We start from the raw sequence: 22,554 nt of genomic DNA on the forward strand, positions 1-22,554 counted from the left end.
CAAGTAACTTCCTCTAAGTACTGTTTATAAAAACAGTAAAAGGCCTTTCCTTACTGGATAACTTCCCCAGCAATGTGCTATCCTCACTGGCAATTTAATCCAGTAGAGATAGGCGATGGAAAACTTACTCACTCAACCTACATATGTTCCACATTTCTCAGGCCATGAGACTTTCCCACTGAAGCAGATGTGGTTGAAAAAGTCTTACGACCAAAAAAACAGTGATAACACACTTGACAAATCTATTTTTACCCATGATGAAGCAATCGGTGTGTTTGGCGTAGGTAAAAACATGGTGTCCTCCATCAAGCATTGGTCTCTAGCATGTGGGCTATTGGAGGAGTCCAATAACAGTAAGGGAGTTTTTATTATTCCAAAAGAATGGGATATGATCCTTCAGGATAAAGGATTAGATCCTTTTTGTGAAAACCCCTGCACTGCTTGGCTTGCTCATTGGCGTTTAGCCGGTTTACCGGCTGCTAATAGCAAACATCGCTCTACAACATGGAGCTATCTTTTTAACAATATAACGTCTTCATCATTTTCACGAGACAATCTTGTAGAGCGTATTAGAGATTACGCATCTGAAAGAAATGTAAAAATCTCAGAGGCAACATTAAAGAGAGATGTTGAGGCATGCATTAGATCATACTGCCCAAAATCAGATAATAATATTGAAGAAAATGCAGAACCTCTGTTATCAGAATTAGGTTTAATTCAAGAGGAAAGCCGAGGGCTATTTTCCTTCAAGAGAGGTCAGAAATACTCTCTCAGCGATCATATTTTTATTTTTTCTCTCATTGAGTTTTGGGAGTCTCTATATTCAGAAGCTAACACGTTATCTTTTGAAACCATAGCATATGGTCCGTCATCCCCAGGAAGAGTTTTTAAGCTTGATGAAGACTCTGTCGCGGACAGACTTGCAACTCTTGAAGAAAAAACAAAGGGTTTCTTAAAGTGGTCTGATTCTTCAGGAATTAGACAAGTTGTAATATCAAATACATCTGAAAAGCAGTTAGCTAACTTAAAAATTGAACAAATCAATATGGCTTATGGTGATTTATAATGTTAATGGACAAAGTTAAAATTACTCAACAATACCAACGCTCTGTCCGAATTGATACAGACACGGGACGCCTTGATTCATTAGATGGATATATTTGTAATAAATCAGCACAGAGTGTTTTCAATAATTTTTGTACTCAAATTATCAACTCTGAACAAAGAGCATTTACTTTAACTGGTCCATATGGTAGCGGGAAATCATCTCTTGCCATCACGCTTCTTTCTACGTTGCATCCTAATAAAGAAATAAGAAAAAAAGCTTATACTCGTTTAGATAAAAGTATTTCGCCATTATTTAAAAAAGCTTTTCCTATCACTAGCGGTTGGAATATTTTACCAATAACGGGTAAAAGAACTAATATCGTACAAGAAATAGACAACTCGTTGGATAAGCAGACAAAATCTAACAACAAGAAAGAAATTAAGCCAACAGGTGCCGATCTCATTGATCGGCTAAAAGTTCTTAGTAATTCTTCATCATATGATGGTTTAATTATAGTCATCGATGAAATGGGAAAATTCCTTGAGTATTCAGCTCAAGAGGAAAACGACATACATTTCTACCAGGATCTTGCTGAGGCAGCTTCAAGGAGTAACGGCAAGTTAATTGTTATTGGAATTCTGCATCAAGCATTTAGACAATACTCATCAAAATTAGGCCATGAGATACAAAACGAATGGGCTAAGGTGCAAGGGCGGTATGCAGATATACCATTGATTTCATCAAGTGATGAAACCATTGAACTATTGTCTAAAGCGATTTCAATTAGCGAAGATTCAATAAATAATATAAATGTAAATGCTGCTCATATAGTAGCTGAAGAAGTTAGAAAGAGAAGACCTTCTATCAGTACACAGTTAGTAGACTCTTTAATAAAATGTTGGCCATTACATCCAACAATGGCGACTATTTTAGGACCAGCGTCGAGAAGACATTTTGGTCAAAACGAAAGGAGTATTTTTGGTTTCCTGAGCTCTCCAGAACCTCATGCGTTCCATGATTTTCTGAAATCAACAAAATATAGCGAAGATCAAACATACACTCCAGAGCATTATTGGAATTTCTTGCGTACAAACCTTGAGCCAGCAATCCTATCTTCACCAGATGGTCATCGATGGGCTCAGTCTGTAGAAGCCGTTGAGCGTGTAGAAGCTGGTTCTGACAAGCTAAAAGTTAGCCTGATAAAAAATATTGCTATATTGGATTTCTTCAGAAACAGCACTGGGCTACCTGCATCTAATGAAGTAATTAAAAGTATTTATCAAGGCAATATAAATTATGATTTAGAGACATTATTAAGTGAATTAAAGAAATCAAATATTATCGTTTACAGGAAACACCTTGAATCTTGGGCTGTATTTGAAGGAAGTGATTTTGATATAGATGAGGAAATCAAGAGTGAATTGAATAATATATCATCTCTTGATTTCGAAATGTTGTCTAAAGCAGCTGGCATTCGCCCTGTCGTGGCTAAAAAGCATTATTACCAAACGGGCTCATTACGCTGGATGGATATATCTCTTTGTTCATCAGAGGTATTCAACGGGAAACTAAAAAACTTACCCCCTATTACTTCTGATAAATTTGGCGAACTGTTCGTCATATTCCCTGAAAAAGGAATGACTAATGCTCAACTCAAAATAGAAATTAAGAAAAGTAGCAATAACATACCTGAAAACATTATTCCCGGTGTGCCTATTAAGACTGATAAAATCATCGAGAATGGGTATGAGCTTATGGCTTTATATAGAATCCTGGAAAGTAATCATGAAATCATAAGTGATTCCGTAGCCAGGAGAGAAATTTATGCACGAATAACGGTTCTAAAAAACATTATTGAAGAACTATTAAGAGAGGCATTACGTTATTCAGAATGGTTAGTTAATGGTTCATGGGTAAGTATAGATAATTATTCATCTATTGCATCTACATTTGCAGATAAAATATTTTATGATGCTCCATGCTTAAAAAGCGAATTAATAAATCGCAACAGTCTTTCACCTAATGCTGTTAAAGCACGTAAAGACCTACTCTACAAAATGCTCTATGCTGAAAATCAAGAAAACTTAGGGCTATCAGGTTGGCCAGCCGAAAGAGGCTTACATGAGACATTATTAGTAATTCCCAAAATACATAAATCTACAAATGGGGAATTTGGATTGACCATTCCAAAACTTAACGATGATGTTGCAGTCTTGACACCTCTATTTAAATTCACCGATAAACTTTTTGCAGATGAAAACAAGCTTGTATCAGTACAGCAATTGTTTTCAATGTGGGGCAAACCACCCTTTGGTGTAAAGAATGGGGTTCATCCCGTTCTCTTTTTAGTATATATTTTAGCCAACAAAGATAAAATGGCTTTATATAAAGATAATTACTTTATATCAAAGATAACAGATAGTGAAATAGATGAACTTCTACAGGACTCTTCTCGTTTCCATATGAAGAAAATCATCATTGATGAAAATAAAAATAATCTTCTTTCTAGAATTAGAGAAATATTGATTCAGCTGAATATTCCTTCTACTGGCGAAGAACCTTTGGAGATTGCAAGATCGCTTGTTGGCATGGTTTATGCTCTTCCTGAATGGTCTAAACGAACGTCAACATTATCTGAAGATAGCAAGAAAATGAGAGATCTTTTGCTAAGAGCGTCAGATCCACACAAACTGCTATTTGTCGATTTACCGTTTACATTCCTTTCAAAGAATGAATGTGAGCTTTTGGAAAAGATTGAATGTTCCATTAAAGAATTAGTTCATTCTTACAACAGTCTTTTGGAAAATATCCGAAATAAGATGTTAATAGTACTAGATGCAATTAGCAGTGATTATACAGAGATTAAAGAGAGAGCAAATACAGTTTCAGGAATATCAGGTGATTTCCGGTTTGATGCTTTTTCGACCCGACTCAAAGAATTAGATGAAACAAACGAAAGTATTGAAAGCATATTAAGCTTAGCGGCAAATAAACCAACAAGACTATGGTCTGATAATGATATTGATATCGCATTGATAGAAATCGCAGCGTGGTCTAAAAAATTCAAAAGAATTGAAATTTTATCTTCTATTAAGAATAGAAAACCAACAAGAGAGGCTTTTGCATTTATTTTCGATGATCAAGAAAATGGAACAGTGCAAGCTGAGTATGACATCAAATCATCTGACATAAAAATAGTTGAAAACATTTCACAAAAAATCCTTAGTGAAATACATAATAATGAACTTAGCAAAAGCATTTTATTAGCAGCCCTTGCGAAAGTTAGCATTGCCATTGTGAATGGTAAGGATGATTAATTATGGCAGAACGACATGTTTTAGGTATCTCAGGTGGCAAAGATAGCGCAGCCTTGGCGATTTACATGCGGCAGCACCATCCTGAACTACACATTGAGTATTTTTTCACTGATACAGGAAAAGAATTACCTGAGGTTTACGAATTCCTCGGTAAGCTTGAAGGATTCCTTGGTAAAAAAATTGAGTATTTAAATCCTGATCGAGATTTCGATTTTTGGTTGAAAGAATACAATCATTTTCTTCCTTCACCACAAACAAGATGGTGTACTCGTCAATTGAAATTAAGGCCGTTCGAGTTATGGGTGAGACCTATGCTTGCAGCTGGTGATTCCGTTACCAGCTACGTTGCGATAAGAGCGGATGAGGAATATCGCGAAGGTTATGCTTCGAAGCATAAAAATCTAAAAATAGCGCTCCCTTTTCGCGAAAATGGTATAGATAAGGCTGCCGTAGGCGATATTCTGGAAGCATCAGGCGTCGGCTGGCCTGAATATTACAAATGGCGTAGCAGATCCGGCTGTACTTTTTGCTTTTTTCAACAAAAAGTTGAATGGGCAAGGTTAAAAGAAAATCATCCTGAAGCATTCGAAGAAGCAAAAGCTTACGAAAAAAATGCAATGGAGCACGGTTCGCCATTTACATGGTCGCAAGGAGAATCCCTTTCTGAACTTGAAAAGCCAGAAAGATTAATTCAAATTTTTAAAGATTATGATGAGAGAAAGGCAAGAGTTGCAGCTAAAAAAACTCAAAACCCCTTACGCCCGGTTGAAATAGACGACATTGATGATATATATGGCGATGATGAAGGAAACGGTTCATGCAATATATGTCATAAATAGTATAAATTGTGCACCCCTTAGGGTGCACAATTTATTTGGACACCGAACTTATTCAACAGCTAACCAAGCATGGATACGACTCCATGCTAACTCTGCAATTCTTACACTGCGTTTTTCTATAAGTTCTTTCGTCCAATCACCTTCAACAGTAGCGACAGATTTAACAAGTGGTAAATATTTCGATTCAGTCAATAAATCATTTGTTGATTGAGCTAAATTTATCCCCTGCGCCTTACCTTGTTCCTGTAATGGATCAAGCTCATCCGGAGTCATTGCGGACAGAATCTTATAAAATAATTTTTTCTTTGCCCAACTACCATTTTTAAGAGATGAGTTTTCTCTAATTGGTAGCAGTGTTAAATTACCTAATCGATCTATTAATTCAGGTTCCTCATAGATATCGTCTAACCAGCCCTCTGAAGTTCTTTCTTGAGGTGCAATATGCTCAATTGTTTTAGACTGATCCCCTGTCCAATTTTTTACATCAAGGAGAGGTAAAATGCCGTTCCTACCAGCTACCGTCAAGCCAGGATTTGCTTTGTCCTCTACACTATCATGAGCTGCAGCGAGTAAAATAAAACGAGTAATTTCTTTTTGATTTGAATATGCAGGTATCTTAGACATTGCTTTTACCCAATCTTCCTTGCTACCTACCTTACCTTCTTGTTCAAGTATAGATAAAAACGCTCTTTTTAGCTGAATGACATTTAAAGTAATGTCTGATCCAAAATCATTCTTACTTCTTGCCAATGGTTTCAAACCAACTTCCGGTTGACCATTAAGCATTAATTTCCGGTAATGTGAATCTATGTTCTCAGTTGAACGACGAGAAGATCTCCAGAGGACAGAAAAAGCAGTGATAGCTTTAACGGCCTCAATGAAATTTTTTATTGCTTGTTCTCTATTCTCTGGTGCAACTCGTCTTATTTCGGAATAGAAGCGGATCAAAGGTCCCAGTGTTATTGTATGGTTAAATTTCCGAAGTAAATCTATACATAAAATGACTTCATCTGTCTGAGCTTCTTCAGCAGAGGAAATAGTTGTGGCTTGCGACTTGTCTTCAGGCCAAGAATACCTAATAAATAGGGCTGCATGAGATAGATATCTAACATATTCTTGCTGCTGCTCCAAATCAGGAAGACTTTCAAAACTATCTTTAAGGAATCTCCTTTGATCACTTAGTCTTTTAGACAGCTTTTCACCTTTTTCTGCCAATGCAAAAGTAACAATTAACCGACTTGTTGTATCTTGTTTATCATTTGATTTGCCGGTACTTTCAAGATAATCTTCAATTGCTTTAACATAAAGATGAGATTGCGATTTTTCATACCCGCTGAGTTTTTCTGCATTTATAATTTTGGGTTTAAAAGTCTCAAATGCTGTCAGTGGTTCACCGGTCGTATTTAATGACTCAAACATGTCAAATGCATAATCTTCATTTTTAGCAGTAACAATAGTTATGGCAACGCGATCAAGAACGAAATTAGCAAACAGAACCAGACGAGTTAATTCCTCAAAAGAATGATCACCAAGTTCAGAAAGTTTAGCTTTTACAGATTCTGGAAATTCAGATTTGAGTAGAAGATTTTGAAATTTATCATTATCAAGAATGCCAGAAATATCTGGTAACTCTAATTCCGCTTGTTCCGATTTAGTAGTTGCTTTTGCTCCGAAATCAATACATTTACTTATGTTCTTTATTAGTTTATAAACTGTTTTTCGGCCTTCAGAAAGAGGCTTGTATTTGCTACTGTTTTCTTGTTCACTTTCAGGAGGTTCATATTTGAAGTTCTTTTTTATTTCCTCCCTTCCATATTTCCCGTAGGTGTGCAAATAATGGCCAATGGCAGATTTATAACTCGCTTTATCTTTCTTACGTGACCACGAATCATCATACGCCCTAATCATTCTAGGATAATATTGAAAGTCCAGATCTCCGTAATCCTTATTTTCTTCGAACGTTTTAGCTAATCTACCAATAACTTTCATGCATTCTTCAATTAACCATACATCCGCATCTTCATCGCTAGATTTGTTTATTTTTTTAACTAACCTTAACTTTATTTCTTCATGAAGTACTGTATTAACCAATAATAATGTCGTTAATCTTTGCTGCCCATCAATTATTGTCATAACTCTTGAAGGAACATCCCCCTTAACAATCGGATCTACTGTAACTAAATTTGTGTCATGAATAGCTATAATCGTCCCTAAAAAAGTTATAGCATCATCCCTATTCGTGAGAGTGGTGAAACCATGACAGACATCTTCAATTAATCGTGTTATTTTAGGAGTATCCCAAGAATATTGCCTCTGATATGCTGGGACATACAATCCTTGACCATTCTCACATAGATACTCCCAAACACTTTTGGGCTGCGCTCCGAAAACGTCTTTGATTTCCATATAACCCCTTGATTTTATTGAAATCTGAAATTTTATTATGAGAAACATCAACAAACACATGATTTTATCAGCTATCCCGCTGATAGCAACGATACCTTGCATGTACAATGGATTTCATTAATTTTCCACGGTATTTTGGCTTCCATGGATGAATCGAAATATCACATCTTCTCTTGTTCAGTACAGGGGAACGTCTATGAGAAATTTTTTTTCACGGACGGTAGGCCGTAACCTTATGAAGCTAACACAGCCAGAACCTTGTGGCTAAAATCTTTGTTGAAAACTTGGTATTTACATTATGACAAGTTTTTACTTTCACTATGGGCTGTCTGACTGAGTTGCTGAATGCAACGTTTGCATCAAAGAAATCTAAAACGACGTATGTCTCATATACTAAAGTATAGTGGCTTATCATATTTCAGGATATATAACCAAACGAGTAGAAATCGAGCGATATTGGAATATGATATTCAGAGTGTCGTTTTTAAACAGACGAAAGGCTACTAAATAGCAGCCTTTCCAATATCCCCACAACATGGAGCAACTAACAAACTGTACACAATATAGGATACATACCATAAAACTACTCTACCTGACATGTATTATTAATAATATATTTTAGACATTGTCAATGAACGATGTTAATTTATTTTGAATTTAAATTGAAGAGCCCAGAAAAGTTAAGCTAATTATTTATTTTTAGCAGTACAAATGGCATTCGCCATTGTAATATAGTTCACACTTACACAGCCGAAGCGGTCAATTAAAAATCACACTTATGTAGCAATGCAAGTATTCAAACTCAGTACAAGTGAAGCTTAACAAACTGCATTATAGAACTTTGCTTACGCAATCGAAGTACTAAATTCAAAGCCCCATCCACATGGTAATAGAAGCGTTCAAGGTCAACACAAACGAAGCTCTTATTCTTTTAACTTAAGCAAGGGCTAACCCTACGAAGCCGCTGCGCTTGCTCCTTCGGATTCCCCTTGCTTTTCCGCCCTTTGGTTAGAAAAGGAAAACCAATAGCAATAGGGATAAAATACCAGATACTCCGCATGTCTCTATTTTTAGGGAGTAGTTTGAAGGATGGAGAGACCACTGCCGTCCAGTGTAATATACATAAATGATTTCAAATTATTATTTTTATCTAAGCTATAAGTGACTGCTAAGATCTTTATTTTCTTGATAAGATATAATTAATTCCTGCGCCGTTTTCTTACCCATTCTAAATCTACTTTCAGAAATAGTTTGCTGGTAGAATTGGCCAATGTTATCAATAGACATTTCATTTGTAATTTTGTTAGAAGAAAATGATTTCTGATAAAGATGATATAGCCCCCACAGAACACATTGCAGTTTTTCAATATCTTTATAGATTATAGTACTTGAAAGATAGTAATTTTTTGCATTCTTATCATATAGATCTAGCGCAGCACGGATACTACCATATACATCTTGCGGGGCATTCATTGGAAGTACTATCGTATGATCACTCAGTCCATATCCTGCGCAAATAAACTTAGAATCTAACTCAATTATGCGATTGATAATTAGAGATTTTTTAAACAGCTCATCTAAATTCAGTGATTTTAAGTTATCATAAGTCACGTGCTGGTAATTTTGGTTACACAACGTATGTAGCATGCCCAATGAATGAATTATTTCGCTGAGCTCCGGAACGATATAATTACATGTGAGATGCCCCCAAGAATCCTGTGGTTCGGGAGATAAGCGAAGGGCTCTTAGCATGCCATGGCATTGAGTTTCTACTGCCTGAAAAATATCGGAAAATGAGTCTTTGTGAAATTGTTCGACAGGTTTGTTAATCCTATTTAGGATATCAAACACGACAAATTCTTTTTGCTTAAATTGTCTTATAACGATATCTTTTATCGATTGTTTTAGTTTATACAATGATTTAATAAAATCAACATGCGATAAAATAAAGGTATAATAATTTATATATAGAGATAAAGAACTTTTCAGTAAAACTGAAGGGCTTATTCTGGCATCAATTTCTGCATGATTTCTGTTAGTATGATTAAAGTTATGATGCTGAGCAGTTAGTTCATCATCATCAACCTCATAGTTCTGAATAAAAACTGACTCTAATTCTTCAAGCTTTCTCATACCCCCATAAATGCTTTTTTTATCCCTTAGTCCAATATCCATCATAGCCGGATAACTTTTTGTCACTCGCTCAAAATATGCTTCCTGAGACAGCCCATGGATATCTTTAGTATATAAATATGCTTGCGCCAAAAGCATTCCACCCAAGCTAGACATATTTTTAGCAGACCATTTATTAGCAAGAAGATCGTGACCTAATTGATGTTTTATATTCTCAAGAGCGTAAATTAGTGATTTTCTGAATGTAACTATTTCGCGATTATAAAAAATATGAATACTTCCATCATTACTGTTTCGATTTAGTTTAACCCGATGCTGAAAAAAGTGATTCCCTTCACGAAAATGTTTTAATAAAGAATATTTTTCGGCAACCTGCCTTACATCTTCTCCCGTAATGGATTTAAACCCTTTTTTCGCGCATGCCAGTGCTAAAAATGCATCAAGTAAGATATCTGGGCGTAAAATCTCTCGCTCCGTCTTTGATAAATAAAATGGCGGCCAAGGGAGCATTAGTTTTGCTTTCAAATCACGCGCGGCGAACACAATATCTGCCCCCATAGTAAAAAGATGCATTGCCTGAAAAAACAACATCTCTTGCTGCGGATCTTTTTCAATCATGTAGATAAATATTAAACCACCGATTTTGTCTTTAACTTCCTTCTCGCAATGATCATACTTATCAATGAAATTATCAATTAACTTAATATCATCACGATAAAATGTTAACGCAGCGTTATAAAACACCCCTGCCTCAAAAATGCGTTTTAATGCTAATTCGTCAGTCCTGCTCCCGCCATTAAATCCTTTTTGCATCATAATTCTCACCGTACATATAAAGGGGATAGCGAATACCACAAAAGCACTTAACTTTCAAGCCTACGAGGCAAAAAAAAGATGGAGCGTATTTTTTTTACCGCTGAGTAATCTGTTCTACCGAAGACATAAAACGATTAAGTTACTTTAGCAAATGCCCGGAGGCAGTATGAACAACAATGATGAATCGGATAAAAAAACGCCCGCACTTCTCTCTCAGGAAGGAGAGTATATTCAAGCATCAAACGAAACAAGTGGAGGGGGCAACGACTATGAGAGAGGACTTCGTGATGGCATATCTATTGGCGTGAATGTTGGCTATGACGTTGCCGTTGAGCGTTTTAAGGAAATCATCCCTGAACTGGTGGAACGGGCGGTCATGGAGCTCCCTGATATCAAAAAGGCTCTGTCAGAGGGATTAAGACATGGTAGCCCAAGCTGCGGTAAAGCGCTCGTTGAACGCTATCGTTACAAAAAACGTACGAAACATCTTAACTAAAAGTTAGAGCGAGGTAATGAATTACAATTAGATCCTCGCTCTGATTCTTAAGTCTTCTTCTATATTCGTCTCCTTCATAAAAATAATAGCATAGACTCTCCCCTCCCACCCGATAAAAATAAAGCAGAAAAATAACCTTCAATAAAAATGAAATAAATTTGAATAACTAAACCAGAAGCTTCAACAGCCTTGATAGGGGCAAGAAGATCTCTGGTACTAAGCTCGGATATTTTTCTTTTACCAATAGCAGTAAAGAGACCATCTTCCATGCTTTTTAGAACACGTTCGCTATGGGAGGCCGACCATTTCCTTTTGCAGGCGGTATGCCAGTCTCTGGCAATGGCTTCAAAAGTTAGAGCTTCGCTTTGCTCGATCTTATCTGCTTTTTTCTTCTCGGACGGGTCGATACCATCAGATACCAACTTTTTGGCCTCATCTCGTTTCCTGCGAGCTTCACCAAGAGAGACCATTGGGTAGACACCCAATGCTAAAACTTTCTGTTTACCGTCGAAACGGTATTGAAGTCGCCAGTATTTTGAGCCATTGGGGTTGATCAGCAAGTGCATACCCTGCCCATCAGTGAGTTTGAAAGGTTTGTCGGAGGGCTTGGTAGTTCGAACTTTGATATCGGTGAGAGCCATCAGTTGATACCTCCAGTGTTGGTATCAAAATCTATCGAACCGGGAATACCAACAGTTATACCATCATCAGTTGGTATATGCTCAAGGAATTGAGTAGACGTGGATAGGCTAAGCAAAGTCAGATATCTGCTTAACTTACTGTTTTTATGTACTAAAGTAGACGTTAGTAGACTTGAAAAAAGCTTTGTATGGTGCGAAGGCCGGACTCAAATCTCAACATAAGATACTGAAATATATTAAATAATTAAAACACACTCGAGATTATGCCCCTTTTTGTGCCCCCAGTATAAATTCCGTGAAACATCAGAAAATCAATCCTTCTCCCCTGCATTTTCGACCAGTATTCAATCAGATAAAAGATTTCGGTTAGGTTCCGTCCTACGAACCCAAACCGGAAGCGCAACTAAGCATAAATTGTCACGGGTATTTTCTGAAAACAGCGTTCTCTTTTTTGGAGGCTGAAAAAAAAGATTTATAGAAAAACTGGTCACACTGTTCACTTTTGGTTTTAGTTGTTTAAAAACAATAGATTAAGTAGTGATTAGTTGGTGATGAGTTTGCCCTGACTGGTCACTTACTGTGAACAGTCAGCCCCAAAAATGCAAAATACCGGCCTGAGCCGGTTCTCGAAGTGCTTCTGCCAGTAACATCGACTTGCTACAGAGGCTGAATGTTCGCTCATTTCACGCTATGGCTGACTCCGGATAAGGCATATTATTAGACAGTCTTTATAGATACCCAATGAAAGGATTCGGATGATGGCATTTGAAGATAAGAAGAAAAAGGCAATAGCCCTGATGGAAGATAAAAAGATGTGGCGGAGCAATTATGCACCGCCGATCTTGCGCCTGTTTTGGAAGTTGGGGGGTAAAATGCCACCTCCACCGTTTGCCCCCTTCTGGCTGAATACGTTGTTCTTCGCCGTCTGGTTTGGCCCGTTATGGGGCATTTTCATGTGGTTTAGTCGCTGGAAAAATCAAGACTTCAGCGTATTGCTTGCGGTATTCACAGCCCTCTTTGCCGGTTTGCTGTTTGGTTTATTCATGGCCTTAATCCACTCTTGGCGCAAGCGGGCCAACAAACTGCCAGACTGGAAGAGTCTCTAGCGGGGCGACAATCTAAACGTCAGAAAAAAAGATTTATAGAAAAACTGTTCACAGTGTTCACTTTTTACTTTAGTTGTTTAAAAACAATACATTAAGCAGTGACTAGTCGGTGACGAGTTTACCCTGACTGGTCACTCTCAGTGAACAGTCAGCCCCATAAATGCAAAATACCGGCCTGAACCGGTGATTGTTTGCACTGTGGGTGAGCGGCAGAGAGAGGCTTTAGACAAAGAAAAGGCCTGCAATGCAGGCCTGAGTAGTCACCGCTACGGGGTTCCCCGGTGTTGGGTGTATGCGGTTTGTACCGCTCGACTATAAGCGGCCTCACACAACAGCGTCCAATGGGTTCGGCAGATCAATAACCGCCTATTGATCGGCAGAAACGATCGTGACGCCATTCGCTCAACGCATTTCACACTTGGGCAGCCAGTCGGCTTCGCAGTCTTCGCTCAATATCAGGTTGGTCTGCATCCCCTGATTCGTCTTGCGTTTCAACAGCGCTATTTCATACTCACGCAGGGTTTGCGGCACGGCACGCCCGAACGCGGTCAGATTCAATGGGTACTTGTGTCCCCGCGCTTCCATGTAAGAGAGGTACGCGTGATACAGGTATTTGCGTGGGTTCGCCGGGGTAATGTTGGCATTACCGATATAGAGGCCGTCAGGCGCACTGACCGCCAGCAGATAACCACAAAAATCGACCAGCGGATCGGCACTGCGTTTAATCTCCAGCGCTTCATCGGAGTTCTGTTGCGCTTCCAGCAATACGCGTGCGTCATTGGGCGCGGCAAAACGCTGCATCAGGTGGCGCACGATCACCGCCAGCTCACCGGTAATTTTTGCCAGCAACTGCGGGTCACGCTCGTTGGCCGGTATCACCTCCGGGAACGGCAGGATCACCCGGCGACGGGACACACCGCCGCTGCGGTCACTGAATTGCATCGGGTTGTTGTTTACCGCCAGAATCACCGCTGGAATGTGTGTGGAATAGGCATCGCGGTATTTCGGGTCGATAGCCACCGCATCGCCGCCGGTGATCGCTTTGATGCCCGCCCCGTCACCGCTCCATTTCTCTTGGTCAGGCAGGATAATCAGCGAGAACCCGACCACGGAAGCCCGCTCCCGTGAGGATTCCAGCGTATCGATGGTGGCCGAGGTGGTGTTGTCTTTCCCCGCCAGCAAGCTGGCTATCGCGGCCATCACGCTTTTGCCGCTGCCGCCGGGGCCAGTGACCTCAAGGAACAGTTGCCAGTCATAGCGGTTCGCCAGCACCATAAACAGCGCGGCGAGAATGCGCGCCTGCTTGTCGGGCTGCTGCCCGGCGGCGCGGGTCAGCCAGCGCCAGAAGTGCGGGGCGTGGTCGGCCAGATTTTCCCCGGCCTTGGGCGGCGTGTAGTCCACACTGTTGACGGTACGCTGCCAGTGCGTTTTCTGGTGCGCACTGAAGTGCCCGGTGGTGGTATCAAATACCCCGTTACGAAAGCCAATCAGGTGCCGTGCCGGCGTGCCCATTTGCGGCACCATCAGCCTGAGTGTGTCCAGAATGCTGTTGATTCCTGCCGCCGAGAATGGGGCGCGGATTTTCTGGAACAGCGCGGCAATCTCGCGGCTGAGCACCCGGTACGGCAACACCTGCCATGCGCCGTTTTCATAGCGGCACAGGTCTTCACCGACCTGTGGCACGGCCAGCAGGTGCTGGTAGTGCTCCGCCAACAATTCGGCCTTTTCACTGGCGCTCATCGCTTTCAGGTCGGCATCGCTGAGCGTATCAAATGGGCTGGGTTGCTTAGGCTGGCTAAAGGCCGTCAACTGCGCAAGCGTGGCCAGCGTGCCCTGTTGCAGGTAAACGTCGTTCCAGTCGCCTGTCTCTGATGGTAACGCCGGTTGACCGCCGCTCAGTTGCGCGGCTTCAGCGGCACGAGCCTGCCCGGTGCCGTTCTCGTCATTGTCGGCCGCCAACAGCAACAGCGCATCAGGGTAGTGGGTGCGCAACTGCTGCGCCATCGCGGGCAGGTTATTGGCGCTGAGCGCAACGCAGACGCTTTCCCCGGTCAGTTGATGCACGGTCAGGCCGGTGGCGTAGCCCTCGGTCAGCCAGATAACGGTATTATCTTTCCCGGGCAGGAAATGGCAGGCGTTTTTCACCTGTCCCCCTGCCAGCGTGCGCTTGTCGCCTGCGGCGTTGATCAACTGGATGTTGACCACCTCTCCGGCGCTGTCAGTTAGGGGCAACAGCAGGTCGCCGGGCTGGTAAGTGATACCGCCGACACGCAGTGACGACCCCTGTAATGTCAGGGCGTCAGTGTCCGGCCAGCCTTTGGCGGTCAGATAGCTATTCCCGGCCTGTTGTCGGGCGCTGGCGAGCAGTTGTCTGGCCTGCTGCGCCGCGTTATTTCGCGCCTGTGCCTTGTCCTGCTGTTCCTGCTGGGGATTGTGCTCCGGCAAGGCATTGTCCGATGGTTCACCCAATACCCCGGCCACCTTCACGGCGGCCTCTTTGGTGGTCACGGCCAGCGCTTTTTCGACCAGATTCAGGCCGTCGCCACCGCCGCACTGGTTACAAAACCATGTCCCACGGCCCTGCAGATTATCAAAGCGAAAGCGGTCTTTGCCGCCGCAGACCGGGCAGGGCTGCGCCCGGCCCCCAGCAGTGATATGAATACCCAGCGCAGGGAGCAAAACCGGCCAGTGGCCGGTCGCTGCACGTGAGGTGTGAGAAACGCTTAATGCGGTCATTGTTTTGCCTCCTCAGTGCACGGTGGTGTTGCAGGTGACGGCCATCCGGCCACAGCACAGCTCATCCATCATCTTTTGGCCGAGCGTTGTCAGGCGCGGCGGCGCCACCAGAATATCCGGCTGCACCATGTCACTGAGCATGGTGCAGGCCATATCCATGCCCACTTCCGCTCCATGCTGGCGGACAAAGTAGCCTTCAATGTCCATCGCAATCGCCATTTGCAGCTCATCCAGCGTGTAGCCGGGGTTCACCCGGTAAAAGGTGCAGGTATCGAGATAGGCATGGGCCAATGCACGGCGGTAAACGGCAGTACGGACTTCAACGGGTAAACAAGATTGTGGGGTGTTCATGCGGCGGAAGCCTCCATGCTGGCGAGAATGTGGGAGTCACAGGTTTTGACGACCTGCCCGAGCTGGTCAGTGAGCATCGCTATGACAGATGCAAAGGCGGCTTTCTGAGCGGCGTCCGGGCGCTGACCGGTCGATTCAAGGGTGTCCAGCATGTCGAGGAACAGCACGCCGGTAGAATGTGCGTGCTGAAGACGCAGGAAATCAGCATGCGGAATAGGATAGAAAGTTTCACTGTGGAAGCGGGCGGCCAGCGTATTCATGCCACCCCCTGTACGGGCAGACGGCCCGCAAACGACAGAATGTAGTCACGTGCCAGCAGGCGGCGGGCGCTGTGCTCGGAATCCGCCACGGTGCGCAACATGCACGGGGTTGCCGTCAGGGCAGTACGGCGAATAGCCGCAAACAGGAAGCAGAATTCAGGGTGAGTCGGGGTGAGGGTCGTAGCCATGGTGGCAGCCTCCATTGAGTAATGGTTATTGCTACCACCGAAGTTCTCACGCAAGGGTGGTAGCCCAGACGGGGGTGAGAAACCGGCCTCAATGGATACCGGCCAGCCCGAAGGCTGCCCCGCCTGAGCCACCATTGTTTGATAACCACAGTAGCATAGAAACCACTGTGCAAAAAATGAGCGCACTAAGGCTGCGACGAAAAAAAACACGCTTGGCGCGTGTGGTGTCGCCATTGAGTAACACGGGTTCTCACGCCCGGCTGTCGATTGTGCGACAGCGGGGGGACTATAGCGCAGGGCCGGACGTGGGGGCAAGCCGTAAGACGCCCCCGGACGTTCAATCGATCGCATAGTGATCAACAGTCGGTAAGCTGGTCATTGCGGGTATCGGCTCCCGCATCGGTCAAGGGGATCGGTCCGGCGCGGAATAAACGTGGTTCGGCCAGGCTGCTGGCCAGGCGGATCACGCCGTGCTTATCGCTGCGGTGTTCCGGCAAGGCAATATCCGGCTGTTTGCGTTGCAACAGGATGGATTCTGCGACAAACAGTGCGTCGGTATCGTTCAGGGTAAAGCTCTGTCGGCCGAGCGTTAACCGCATCATGCTGCCGCCCCCTGATGACGGTTGGCGATACGTTCAGCCATCCAGCTTTCGATTTCTGATTCGAGCCACGCCACGGTTTTACCGCCAAGGGAAACTTGGGCCGGGAACTGCTTGCGGCTCATCATCTCGTAGACGGTAGAGCGTGACAGCCCGGTGGTATACAGCACTTCCGGCAGGCGAATGAAACGCTCACGGGGCGTGTAATCGACCGGGATGGGCGGGAATGTGGAAGGGGTCTGTGTGGCAACTGCAAGCATGGAATGCTACCTCGTTTATGCCCGGTGGGATCTCACCGGCGCTGTGTGGGTTCGTTTGGTAGCGCCCTATTATGTGAATATTTTGCGGGGTGGCAATAAGGGGATGTTGTGTGGTGTCCGAGCTTTTTTGCTTGTTTTTCAATCGAATGGGCGTATTGCCCTTTATTGCCTCATATTGACAATCTATGACAATTAATGACAACTCCACTTACCAGTAATACCGATTGGTCTTCAGCGAATAAATAGATAAAAACATTAAATACCAGCTAGCCAGAAAAAAGGCTGTTTTTAGCCGGGTGAACAGTAGTGAACACTTGGTGACGAGTTTTAGATAAACTGTTCACTGCTTTATTTACTGATTTATCTACCTTTTTTATTAAAGTGAACAGTAGTGAATAGTTTTATATAAAACTAAAATCTCGTTGATGGTTTTATCGTCAGTTTTCAGTGCTGTTGTCCTGCGGACAGTCCAACCGGGATGAATGGCGATGTTGTACGGCAGTCAGCAGAATAGCCTCATATTGACTGACACCGGAGATAACCCCATGAGCACAACTGCATTACCCAAGTACATCAACGACAAACTGCAAGCCCTGCGTGATGCCCGCGCCGCCCACGACAAAAACTATCAGGCGCTGACAGACGTCATTACAGGGATCGCCCGCTGCCATCAGCAGAAGAAAGACACGGAAGTGGAAAGTCACGAGGCGGAAAGCCAGTGGCGCACCCTGTTTCGCAAACTGCGTGGGGAGATGACCCCGGAACTGCAAGCGCAGCACCACAGCCGGATTTCCAAACGGGAGCTGGCGAAAGAGTTCGACGGTCTGGTTGAAGAAATGGAGTTGGACAAAATGCAGCTTCACCTCAGTTGCGGCAGAACAGCCCCGGAAGTGGTGGCAGCACATGAAGCAGCCCTTACGGCCTTTGCCGAACATGCGATGAGTAAGGCGGTAGATGCACTGAGCACCGCGCTTATCAGCCCTGACGTTATCAAGGCTTGCGCACTGGCTTCACGGGCTTACGGCGTCTATGCGGACAATCCAATGAAAATGATTGAGCAACAGGTACTGGGAACGCTACAAGGCCGTATTCACGTTGCCATGGCAAAGCAAAATATCGACCACCCGGTACTTAATGAGATTGGCCTGACGATACCGCAAGAAACCGGCGCATTGCCGGAACTGCAAAGCAGTCCTGCCAGACGCATGCAGGTTGTCGCAGAACTGAAGGAAAAACGCCAACGCTTGCAGCAGAAAGGGGCCAAATCATGATGCGTTGTCCGCTGTGCACCCATGCATCTTATACCCGCACCAGTCGCTATATCACGGAGCGGACGAAAGAAGCCTATTACCAGTGCCAGAACATCGTGTGTTCCTGCACATTTAAAACAGTAGAGAGCGTCGATAAGATTTTATGTCAGCCGATTCAAGCGGAAACGGTGACCGGTGATGATTTACCGCCGCCGGAAAAAAGGACATTAAATCGCTACCGCCGTTATAGCCGAAATCAAACACTTCATTGATTGAACTGGCCCCGCTGCAATGCTGATTTTGCTGCGGGGCTTTTACCGTTCCCCAAGTCCAAAAACAGCCCTTTTTCTGGCTAGCCTGCCTTAAATCGTGCGCGCATGCATAGGGTGCATGATTTTGCATTAATCCCCAGCCTCTCAAAACAGCCGAAACCCCGCACCACAAGGGCTTACAGGGCCTCTGAGTCATGCATGAAATGTGCATGATAAAGTCAGAGCGCGTAGGCGAGGGAGTATTGCGCGCCAGCGGTAAAGTGTTTATTTAATTTTGCGACGTGAGCGCGTCGCTGCGCTGCGCGTGTTCTCGGGAGTGTCGATGGGTAGGGCGGTGCTGTTCGAGGGCGCGGTGAGCCTCTGAGGCGGTCAGTTGAGGGGGTAAGAGAAAGCCGCCCGGGGGCGGCGGAAATCAGTCACTTTCGGTGTCGAGGGTGTAGTTTTTGAAGCGAATGTCCCGCTGCGCCTCGACTTCGGTACCGTTTTGCACGGCATCCGTTACATACATTATTTAACCCGCATGAGCACCGTTCTGATAATACTTGCGATGGAACAACGTCGCGTCTTTATTCAGCCAAGAGGGAAAGCATTGCAAGCCATTTTACTCACAAGGATAGCGCGGAAAATCGTGTGCAGAGAATTTATATATTTTGGGGTATTCTTAAAAAATAGAAGTTTCGTCTATATAATACAAACCTTCTCTTTCCAACCATCTTGCCATAGCCCATGCTTCTTCAAAACGGATATTCGCCATAGTCATCCCATATGCACGACACAAATCTCTATATGTTTGATAATTTTTAGGCTGATGAGTAAAAAGCAACCACATTAGTGCTGATTCAGTCGTGAGATGAGCTATTCCTCCGTTTCTATGACTTGGCCTTCTTATAACGTTGCATCTTCGACATCTCAAAGCCATATTATCAAGCCGATCAGCTTCATCCCCTTGCAACTCTCGCGGAAGCACATGATCTGCCTGTAATTCGAGGCGAGTCCCACAGTCAATGCATCGCCCAGACTGTTCAAAATGCCAAGAACGAACAGCAGCCCAACATTTCCGAGGAGGATAATGCATCTGAAATGTTTTTTTAGAGGCTATTGATGTACCGACTTGAGATGGGTTTAAATGCCCCAAAACGAGAGAAGTGACTTGTTCATATGACACTAAATTATTATTAACTAATTCTTGCAGGAATTGATGCCAATCGTCCTCTCCCCAATCTCTACTATCATTTGGATACAAACCAATATTCATCTCTCATTCTCCATCATTGAAATAATATCATTCATGTTGATATTTAATGCTTTGCATATATCAAAAAGCTCCACTACATCTAACCTTCTGATGCCACTTTCAAATTTGGAAACGTAAGTTTGATCTTTATCCAAGAGCGAGGCTAAATCTTCTTGAGAAAGATTTTTTTTAACCCTTTCAGATTTAAGAAAAAGTAAAATACTTACATATTCCTTTCTATATATAGTCTTCATTTTTTTCTCAAAGAACTGATGTATTAGCGCTTCCAATTTGGTATAATTGCATCATTTTTCATATATGCGAAATTGGCATAAATACAGGTGATCAAATGCTGTTAAATAATTATCTAATTGATTTTTTTAGAAAAAATCTCAACACATCATGGGATCCCAATGAACAACTAAAACGCAAATTAGCTGAACACATTTCAGTTCAATGCACGCAGAACACCTACAGTGAACAAGTGTTAATAAATAACCTTGGCTTTTTGTTAAACGAAAGATTACAACTGAATCAGGATGTATTTAGATACGTCATAAATGAACTTGCGAAAAAAGGCTATATTTTTAATTATCACGATAAACTTTTAATTCAAAATGCACTAAACCGCATTGACTTGAATTTTTCACATTGGTTTTCTTCTCAATTTCCTTCTTGCTTCGAAGAAAGCATCATTTCTCATGCAGAAGATAAAAGAAATAAATCATTCATTGATATTGATTGGCATTTAGCTGAAGATAAAAAGTCAGATGATGTAATCGAATCAATTTTCTGTTCGTTTATTCACTATGCTTTTATAAAAAACCATGAAATTAGTGAGAATTTCTCAATCGAGCAACTTCATAAAGAGTCTTTTTGGGAATATTTAAAAAATAATCATAGCGAACAAATAAATAGAAAAAACGGACTTTCAATTGTAAATGCAACCTCAATAATTGAAAGATGTACTTCATATGAAGAAAGCTTATCCTGTATTTTCAATGTAATAGAAGATCAATACACAACTCTTGATAACCATTCATATTTAGCCTTTTTATTTGACGATTCTATTGTTAATCGTTGGGAAATTATTGCTGACCTGAGTATTTACGCCGAAAAATTCATCGAGGCACCACTGAACAAAAAATTCTTTGAGTATAAAAGAGTTGAATTAGACACCTGTTCACATGTAAAAGAATTAGACGTTGGGAAAGCGAGATTCGAGTTATTGAATGAGGGGTTCACTTATAAAGATTGCTATGTTGCTTATGAATCCGGAATAGAAAACATCATTGTTCTTTTCGAAAAAAACATGAGAGATGAGAGAATAGTCCCTTGCCCTACATGCAGAAGCAATAATGTACGGGGAAATTCTTATCCAGTTCTAGGTGTTAAGAGCTGGGAGTGTAATAATATTTTCTGTGGGGATAAAAGCAAATATAATCGTGGCAAGAGATACTCTCTTGTTTCTATAATGCGTCAACAAGCAATCCTTGATGACAGAAATATAATTTGCAAAGAAGTATTGAAAAACTGGAGAAGAGATATAAGCCATATCGACTCCAAAAAGGAAATATACTCTTTCCTTATATCATGTTATTCTCTAGCAGATGACACAGTGAATATCATAAATAACTCGGAGATAGATGTAACATTCCCATACAGGAATATTAGTATACTAGAATGGAAAGTAAAACCAAATTTGAACTACTATCGAAAATATGAATCCCTTCATTTTTTCTCTAGATTTTTAGTTGAAAAGAAAACTAAGATTAATGTTAAATCGCCCATGCTAAACATTACAGGGAGAGATGACATCAAATTATATAACGGTGATTGCTTTGAAGTTTTATCAAAATTACCTGAGAGTATTTTTGATGGTGCGATTACATCTCCTCCTTATTATAATGCCAAAGAATATTCTAACTGGAAAAACATTTACTGCTACTTATATGATATGTTTGGCATGTTTCAAGAAACATATCGCACCTTTAAAGATGGGGGGGTATTTCTCTTTAACATTTTTGATTATTTTGATAATGAAAACACAATTGTCTTCTCTCAAATGGGAAAAAAACGCTTAATATTAAGCTCTTATATTGTATATTTAGCAAAAAAAGCTGGCTTTAAACTAGCTGGTAATTGTGTTTGGGATAAAGGGGAAATTCAAGGGAATAGAAACTTTAATCAAGGCAATAACTCCCCATATTACCAAGCCCCACTTAACTGCTGGGAGCACATATTGATATTTACAAAATCTGAGAGTGGAAAGCTGAGCAGCCTTGCTGATAATATACCAAGAAAGCATCAAAGCACACCTGTGTTTAAAATAATAAAAGGTGAAAATACTTATGGTCATTCAGCTCCTTTTTCAAAGAAAATCCCTAACATTCTTTTAGAAAAAATGGAGAAGGATTCATTAGTACTTGACCCTTTCTCTGGCAGTATGACTACAGGAAGAGCTGCATTAGATTTCGGTGTTAACTCTATAGGGATTGAACTTCATGAAGAGTATTGTCATTTATCTCTAAAGAAATTAGAGGATGAGGAAAAGAATAACATGTTATTTTAAAACGCCAGAGGGGGAAACCCCTCTGTTATT

The 22,554-nt window shown here is 42.1% G+C and carries 18 protein-coding genes and 1 pseudogene; 8 read left to right on the forward strand and 11 right to left on the reverse strand.

What is annotated here, in order from left to right; genetic code table 11:
* The first annotated feature begins 115 nt into the window (after positions 1-115).
* The 3 genes from ACJ8J4_RS15885 to ACJ8J4_RS15895 are packed head-to-tail and all read left to right on the forward strand — an operon-like array spanning position 116 to position 5,204.
* A complete protein-coding gene (locus ACJ8J4_RS15885; RefSeq protein ID WP_442516080.1) occupies positions 116-1,066 on the forward strand; it encodes a DUF4007 family protein in 951 nt (316 codons plus the stop codon).
* The gene (locus ACJ8J4_RS15890; RefSeq protein ID WP_442516081.1) at positions 1,066-4,365 is read left to right on the forward strand and encodes an ATP-binding protein; all 3,300 of its coding nucleotides are present in this window, start codon (positions 1,066-1,068) and stop codon (positions 4,363-4,365) included. The genes ACJ8J4_RS15885 and ACJ8J4_RS15890 overlap by 1 nt, the downstream gene beginning before the upstream one ends.
* Positions 4,366-4,367: 2 nt before the next feature.
* Positions 4,368-5,204: a phosphoadenosine phosphosulfate reductase domain-containing protein gene (locus ACJ8J4_RS15895; protein ID WP_442516082.1), complete on the forward strand. Its 837-nt coding sequence runs from the start codon at positions 4,368-4,370 to the stop codon at positions 5,202-5,204.
* 48 nt (positions 5,205-5,252) lie between these two features.
* Here ACJ8J4_RS15895 and ACJ8J4_RS15900 read toward each other — a convergent pair whose 3' ends face one another.
* Positions 5,253-7,712, reverse strand: a complete 2,460-nt coding sequence (locus tag ACJ8J4_RS15900; protein ID WP_442516083.1) for a DUF262 domain-containing protein — start codon at positions 7,710-7,712, stop codon at positions 5,253-5,255.
* A gap of 1,053 nt (positions 7,713-8,765) precedes the next feature.
* Entirely contained in the window at positions 8,766-10,559 is a 1,794-nt protein-coding gene (locus tag ACJ8J4_RS15905; RefSeq protein ID WP_442516084.1) for a hypothetical protein, read from the reverse strand.
* A gap of 166 nt (positions 10,560-10,725) precedes the next feature.
* Between ACJ8J4_RS15905 and ACJ8J4_RS15910 the strand changes: the two genes are divergently transcribed.
* A complete protein-coding gene (locus ACJ8J4_RS15910; RefSeq protein WP_442516085.1) occupies positions 10,726-11,055 on the forward strand; it encodes a hypothetical protein in 330 nt (109 codons plus the stop codon).
* Positions 11,056-11,225: 170 nt separating this feature from the next.
* On the opposite strand, the pseudogene ACJ8J4_RS15915 reads toward ACJ8J4_RS15910, so the two are convergent.
* Positions 11,226-11,696 (reverse strand): annotated as a pseudogene (locus ACJ8J4_RS15915) (tyrosine-type recombinase/integrase); the annotation flags it as partial.
* A gap of 758 nt (positions 11,697-12,454) precedes the next feature.
* Between ACJ8J4_RS15915 and ACJ8J4_RS15920 the strand changes: the two are divergent.
* Positions 12,455-12,802: a DUF6404 family protein gene (locus ACJ8J4_RS15920; protein ID WP_149559030.1), complete on the forward strand. Its 348-nt coding sequence runs from the start codon at positions 12,455-12,457 to the stop codon at positions 12,800-12,802.
* Between the two features lie 402 nt (positions 12,803-13,204).
* Here the strand turns inward: ACJ8J4_RS15920 and ACJ8J4_RS15925 are convergent, their stop codons facing one another.
* From ACJ8J4_RS15925 to ACJ8J4_RS15950, 6 genes are read right to left on the reverse strand one after another with little or no spacing between them, the layout of a single operon-like run.
* Positions 13,205-15,538, reverse strand: a complete 2,334-nt coding sequence (locus ACJ8J4_RS15925) for a primase-helicase zinc-binding domain-containing protein (protein ID WP_149558962.1) — start codon at positions 15,536-15,538, stop codon at positions 13,205-13,207.
* A 12-nt stretch (positions 15,539-15,550) separates the two neighbouring features.
* Positions 15,551-15,889: a DUF5375 family protein gene (locus tag ACJ8J4_RS15930; RefSeq protein WP_149558963.1), complete on the reverse strand. Its 339-nt coding sequence runs from the start codon at positions 15,887-15,889 to the stop codon at positions 15,551-15,553.
* Positions 15,886-16,149, reverse strand: a complete 264-nt coding sequence (locus ACJ8J4_RS15935; protein ID WP_149558964.1) for a hypothetical protein — start codon at positions 16,147-16,149, stop codon at positions 15,886-15,888. Before ACJ8J4_RS15935 ends, ACJ8J4_RS15930 begins: the two co-directional genes overlap by 4 nt.
* Positions 16,146-16,688, reverse strand: a complete 543-nt coding sequence (locus tag ACJ8J4_RS15940; RefSeq protein WP_442516086.1) for a host cell division inhibitor Icd-like protein — start codon at positions 16,686-16,688, stop codon at positions 16,146-16,148. The genes ACJ8J4_RS15935 and ACJ8J4_RS15940 overlap by 4 nt, the downstream gene beginning before the upstream one ends.
* Positions 16,689-16,693: 5 nt before the next feature.
* Positions 16,694-16,939: a hypothetical protein gene (locus ACJ8J4_RS15945; RefSeq protein WP_020825026.1), complete on the reverse strand. Its 246-nt coding sequence runs from the start codon at positions 16,937-16,939 to the stop codon at positions 16,694-16,696.
* A complete protein-coding gene (locus ACJ8J4_RS15950) occupies positions 16,936-17,196 on the reverse strand; it encodes a helix-turn-helix transcriptional regulator (protein ID WP_149558967.1) in 261 nt (86 codons plus the stop codon). Before ACJ8J4_RS15950 ends, ACJ8J4_RS15945 begins: the two co-directional genes overlap by 4 nt.
* A 545-nt stretch (positions 17,197-17,741) precedes the next feature.
* Here ACJ8J4_RS15950 and ACJ8J4_RS15955 point away from each other — a divergent pair.
* A complete protein-coding gene (locus ACJ8J4_RS15955) occupies positions 17,742-18,467 on the forward strand; it encodes an NAD-dependent aldehyde dehydrogenase (protein ID WP_149558968.1) in 726 nt (241 codons plus the stop codon).
* A complete protein-coding gene (locus ACJ8J4_RS15960) occupies positions 18,464-18,718 on the forward strand; it encodes an ogr/Delta-like zinc finger family protein (protein WP_149558969.1) in 255 nt (84 codons plus the stop codon). Before ACJ8J4_RS15955 ends, ACJ8J4_RS15960 begins: the two co-directional genes overlap by 4 nt.
* 661 nt (positions 18,719-19,379) lie before the next feature.
* On the opposite strand, the gene ACJ8J4_RS15965 is transcribed toward ACJ8J4_RS15960, so the two are convergent.
* A complete protein-coding gene (locus tag ACJ8J4_RS15965; RefSeq protein WP_149558970.1) occupies positions 19,380-19,973 on the reverse strand; it encodes an HNH endonuclease in 594 nt (197 codons plus the stop codon).
* Complete coding sequence (locus ACJ8J4_RS15970) at positions 19,970-20,206, reverse strand: helix-turn-helix domain-containing protein (RefSeq protein ID WP_149558971.1); 237 nt, start codon at positions 20,204-20,206, stop codon at positions 19,970-19,972. The genes ACJ8J4_RS15965 and ACJ8J4_RS15970 overlap by 4 nt, the downstream gene beginning before the upstream one ends.
* Before the next feature lie 95 nt (positions 20,207-20,301).
* On the opposite strand from ACJ8J4_RS15970, the gene ACJ8J4_RS15975 reads away from it, so the two are divergent.
* A complete protein-coding gene (locus tag ACJ8J4_RS15975; RefSeq protein WP_149558972.1) occupies positions 20,302-22,524 on the forward strand; it encodes a DNA-methyltransferase in 2,223 nt (740 codons plus the stop codon).
* Positions 22,525-22,554: the final 30 nt, after the last annotated feature.

Origin of the sequence: Serratia sp. CY47280, assembly GCF_052168655.1 — a bacterium.
Classification (GTDB): Bacteria; Pseudomonadota; Gammaproteobacteria; order Enterobacterales; family Enterobacteriaceae; genus Serratia; species Serratia bockelmannii.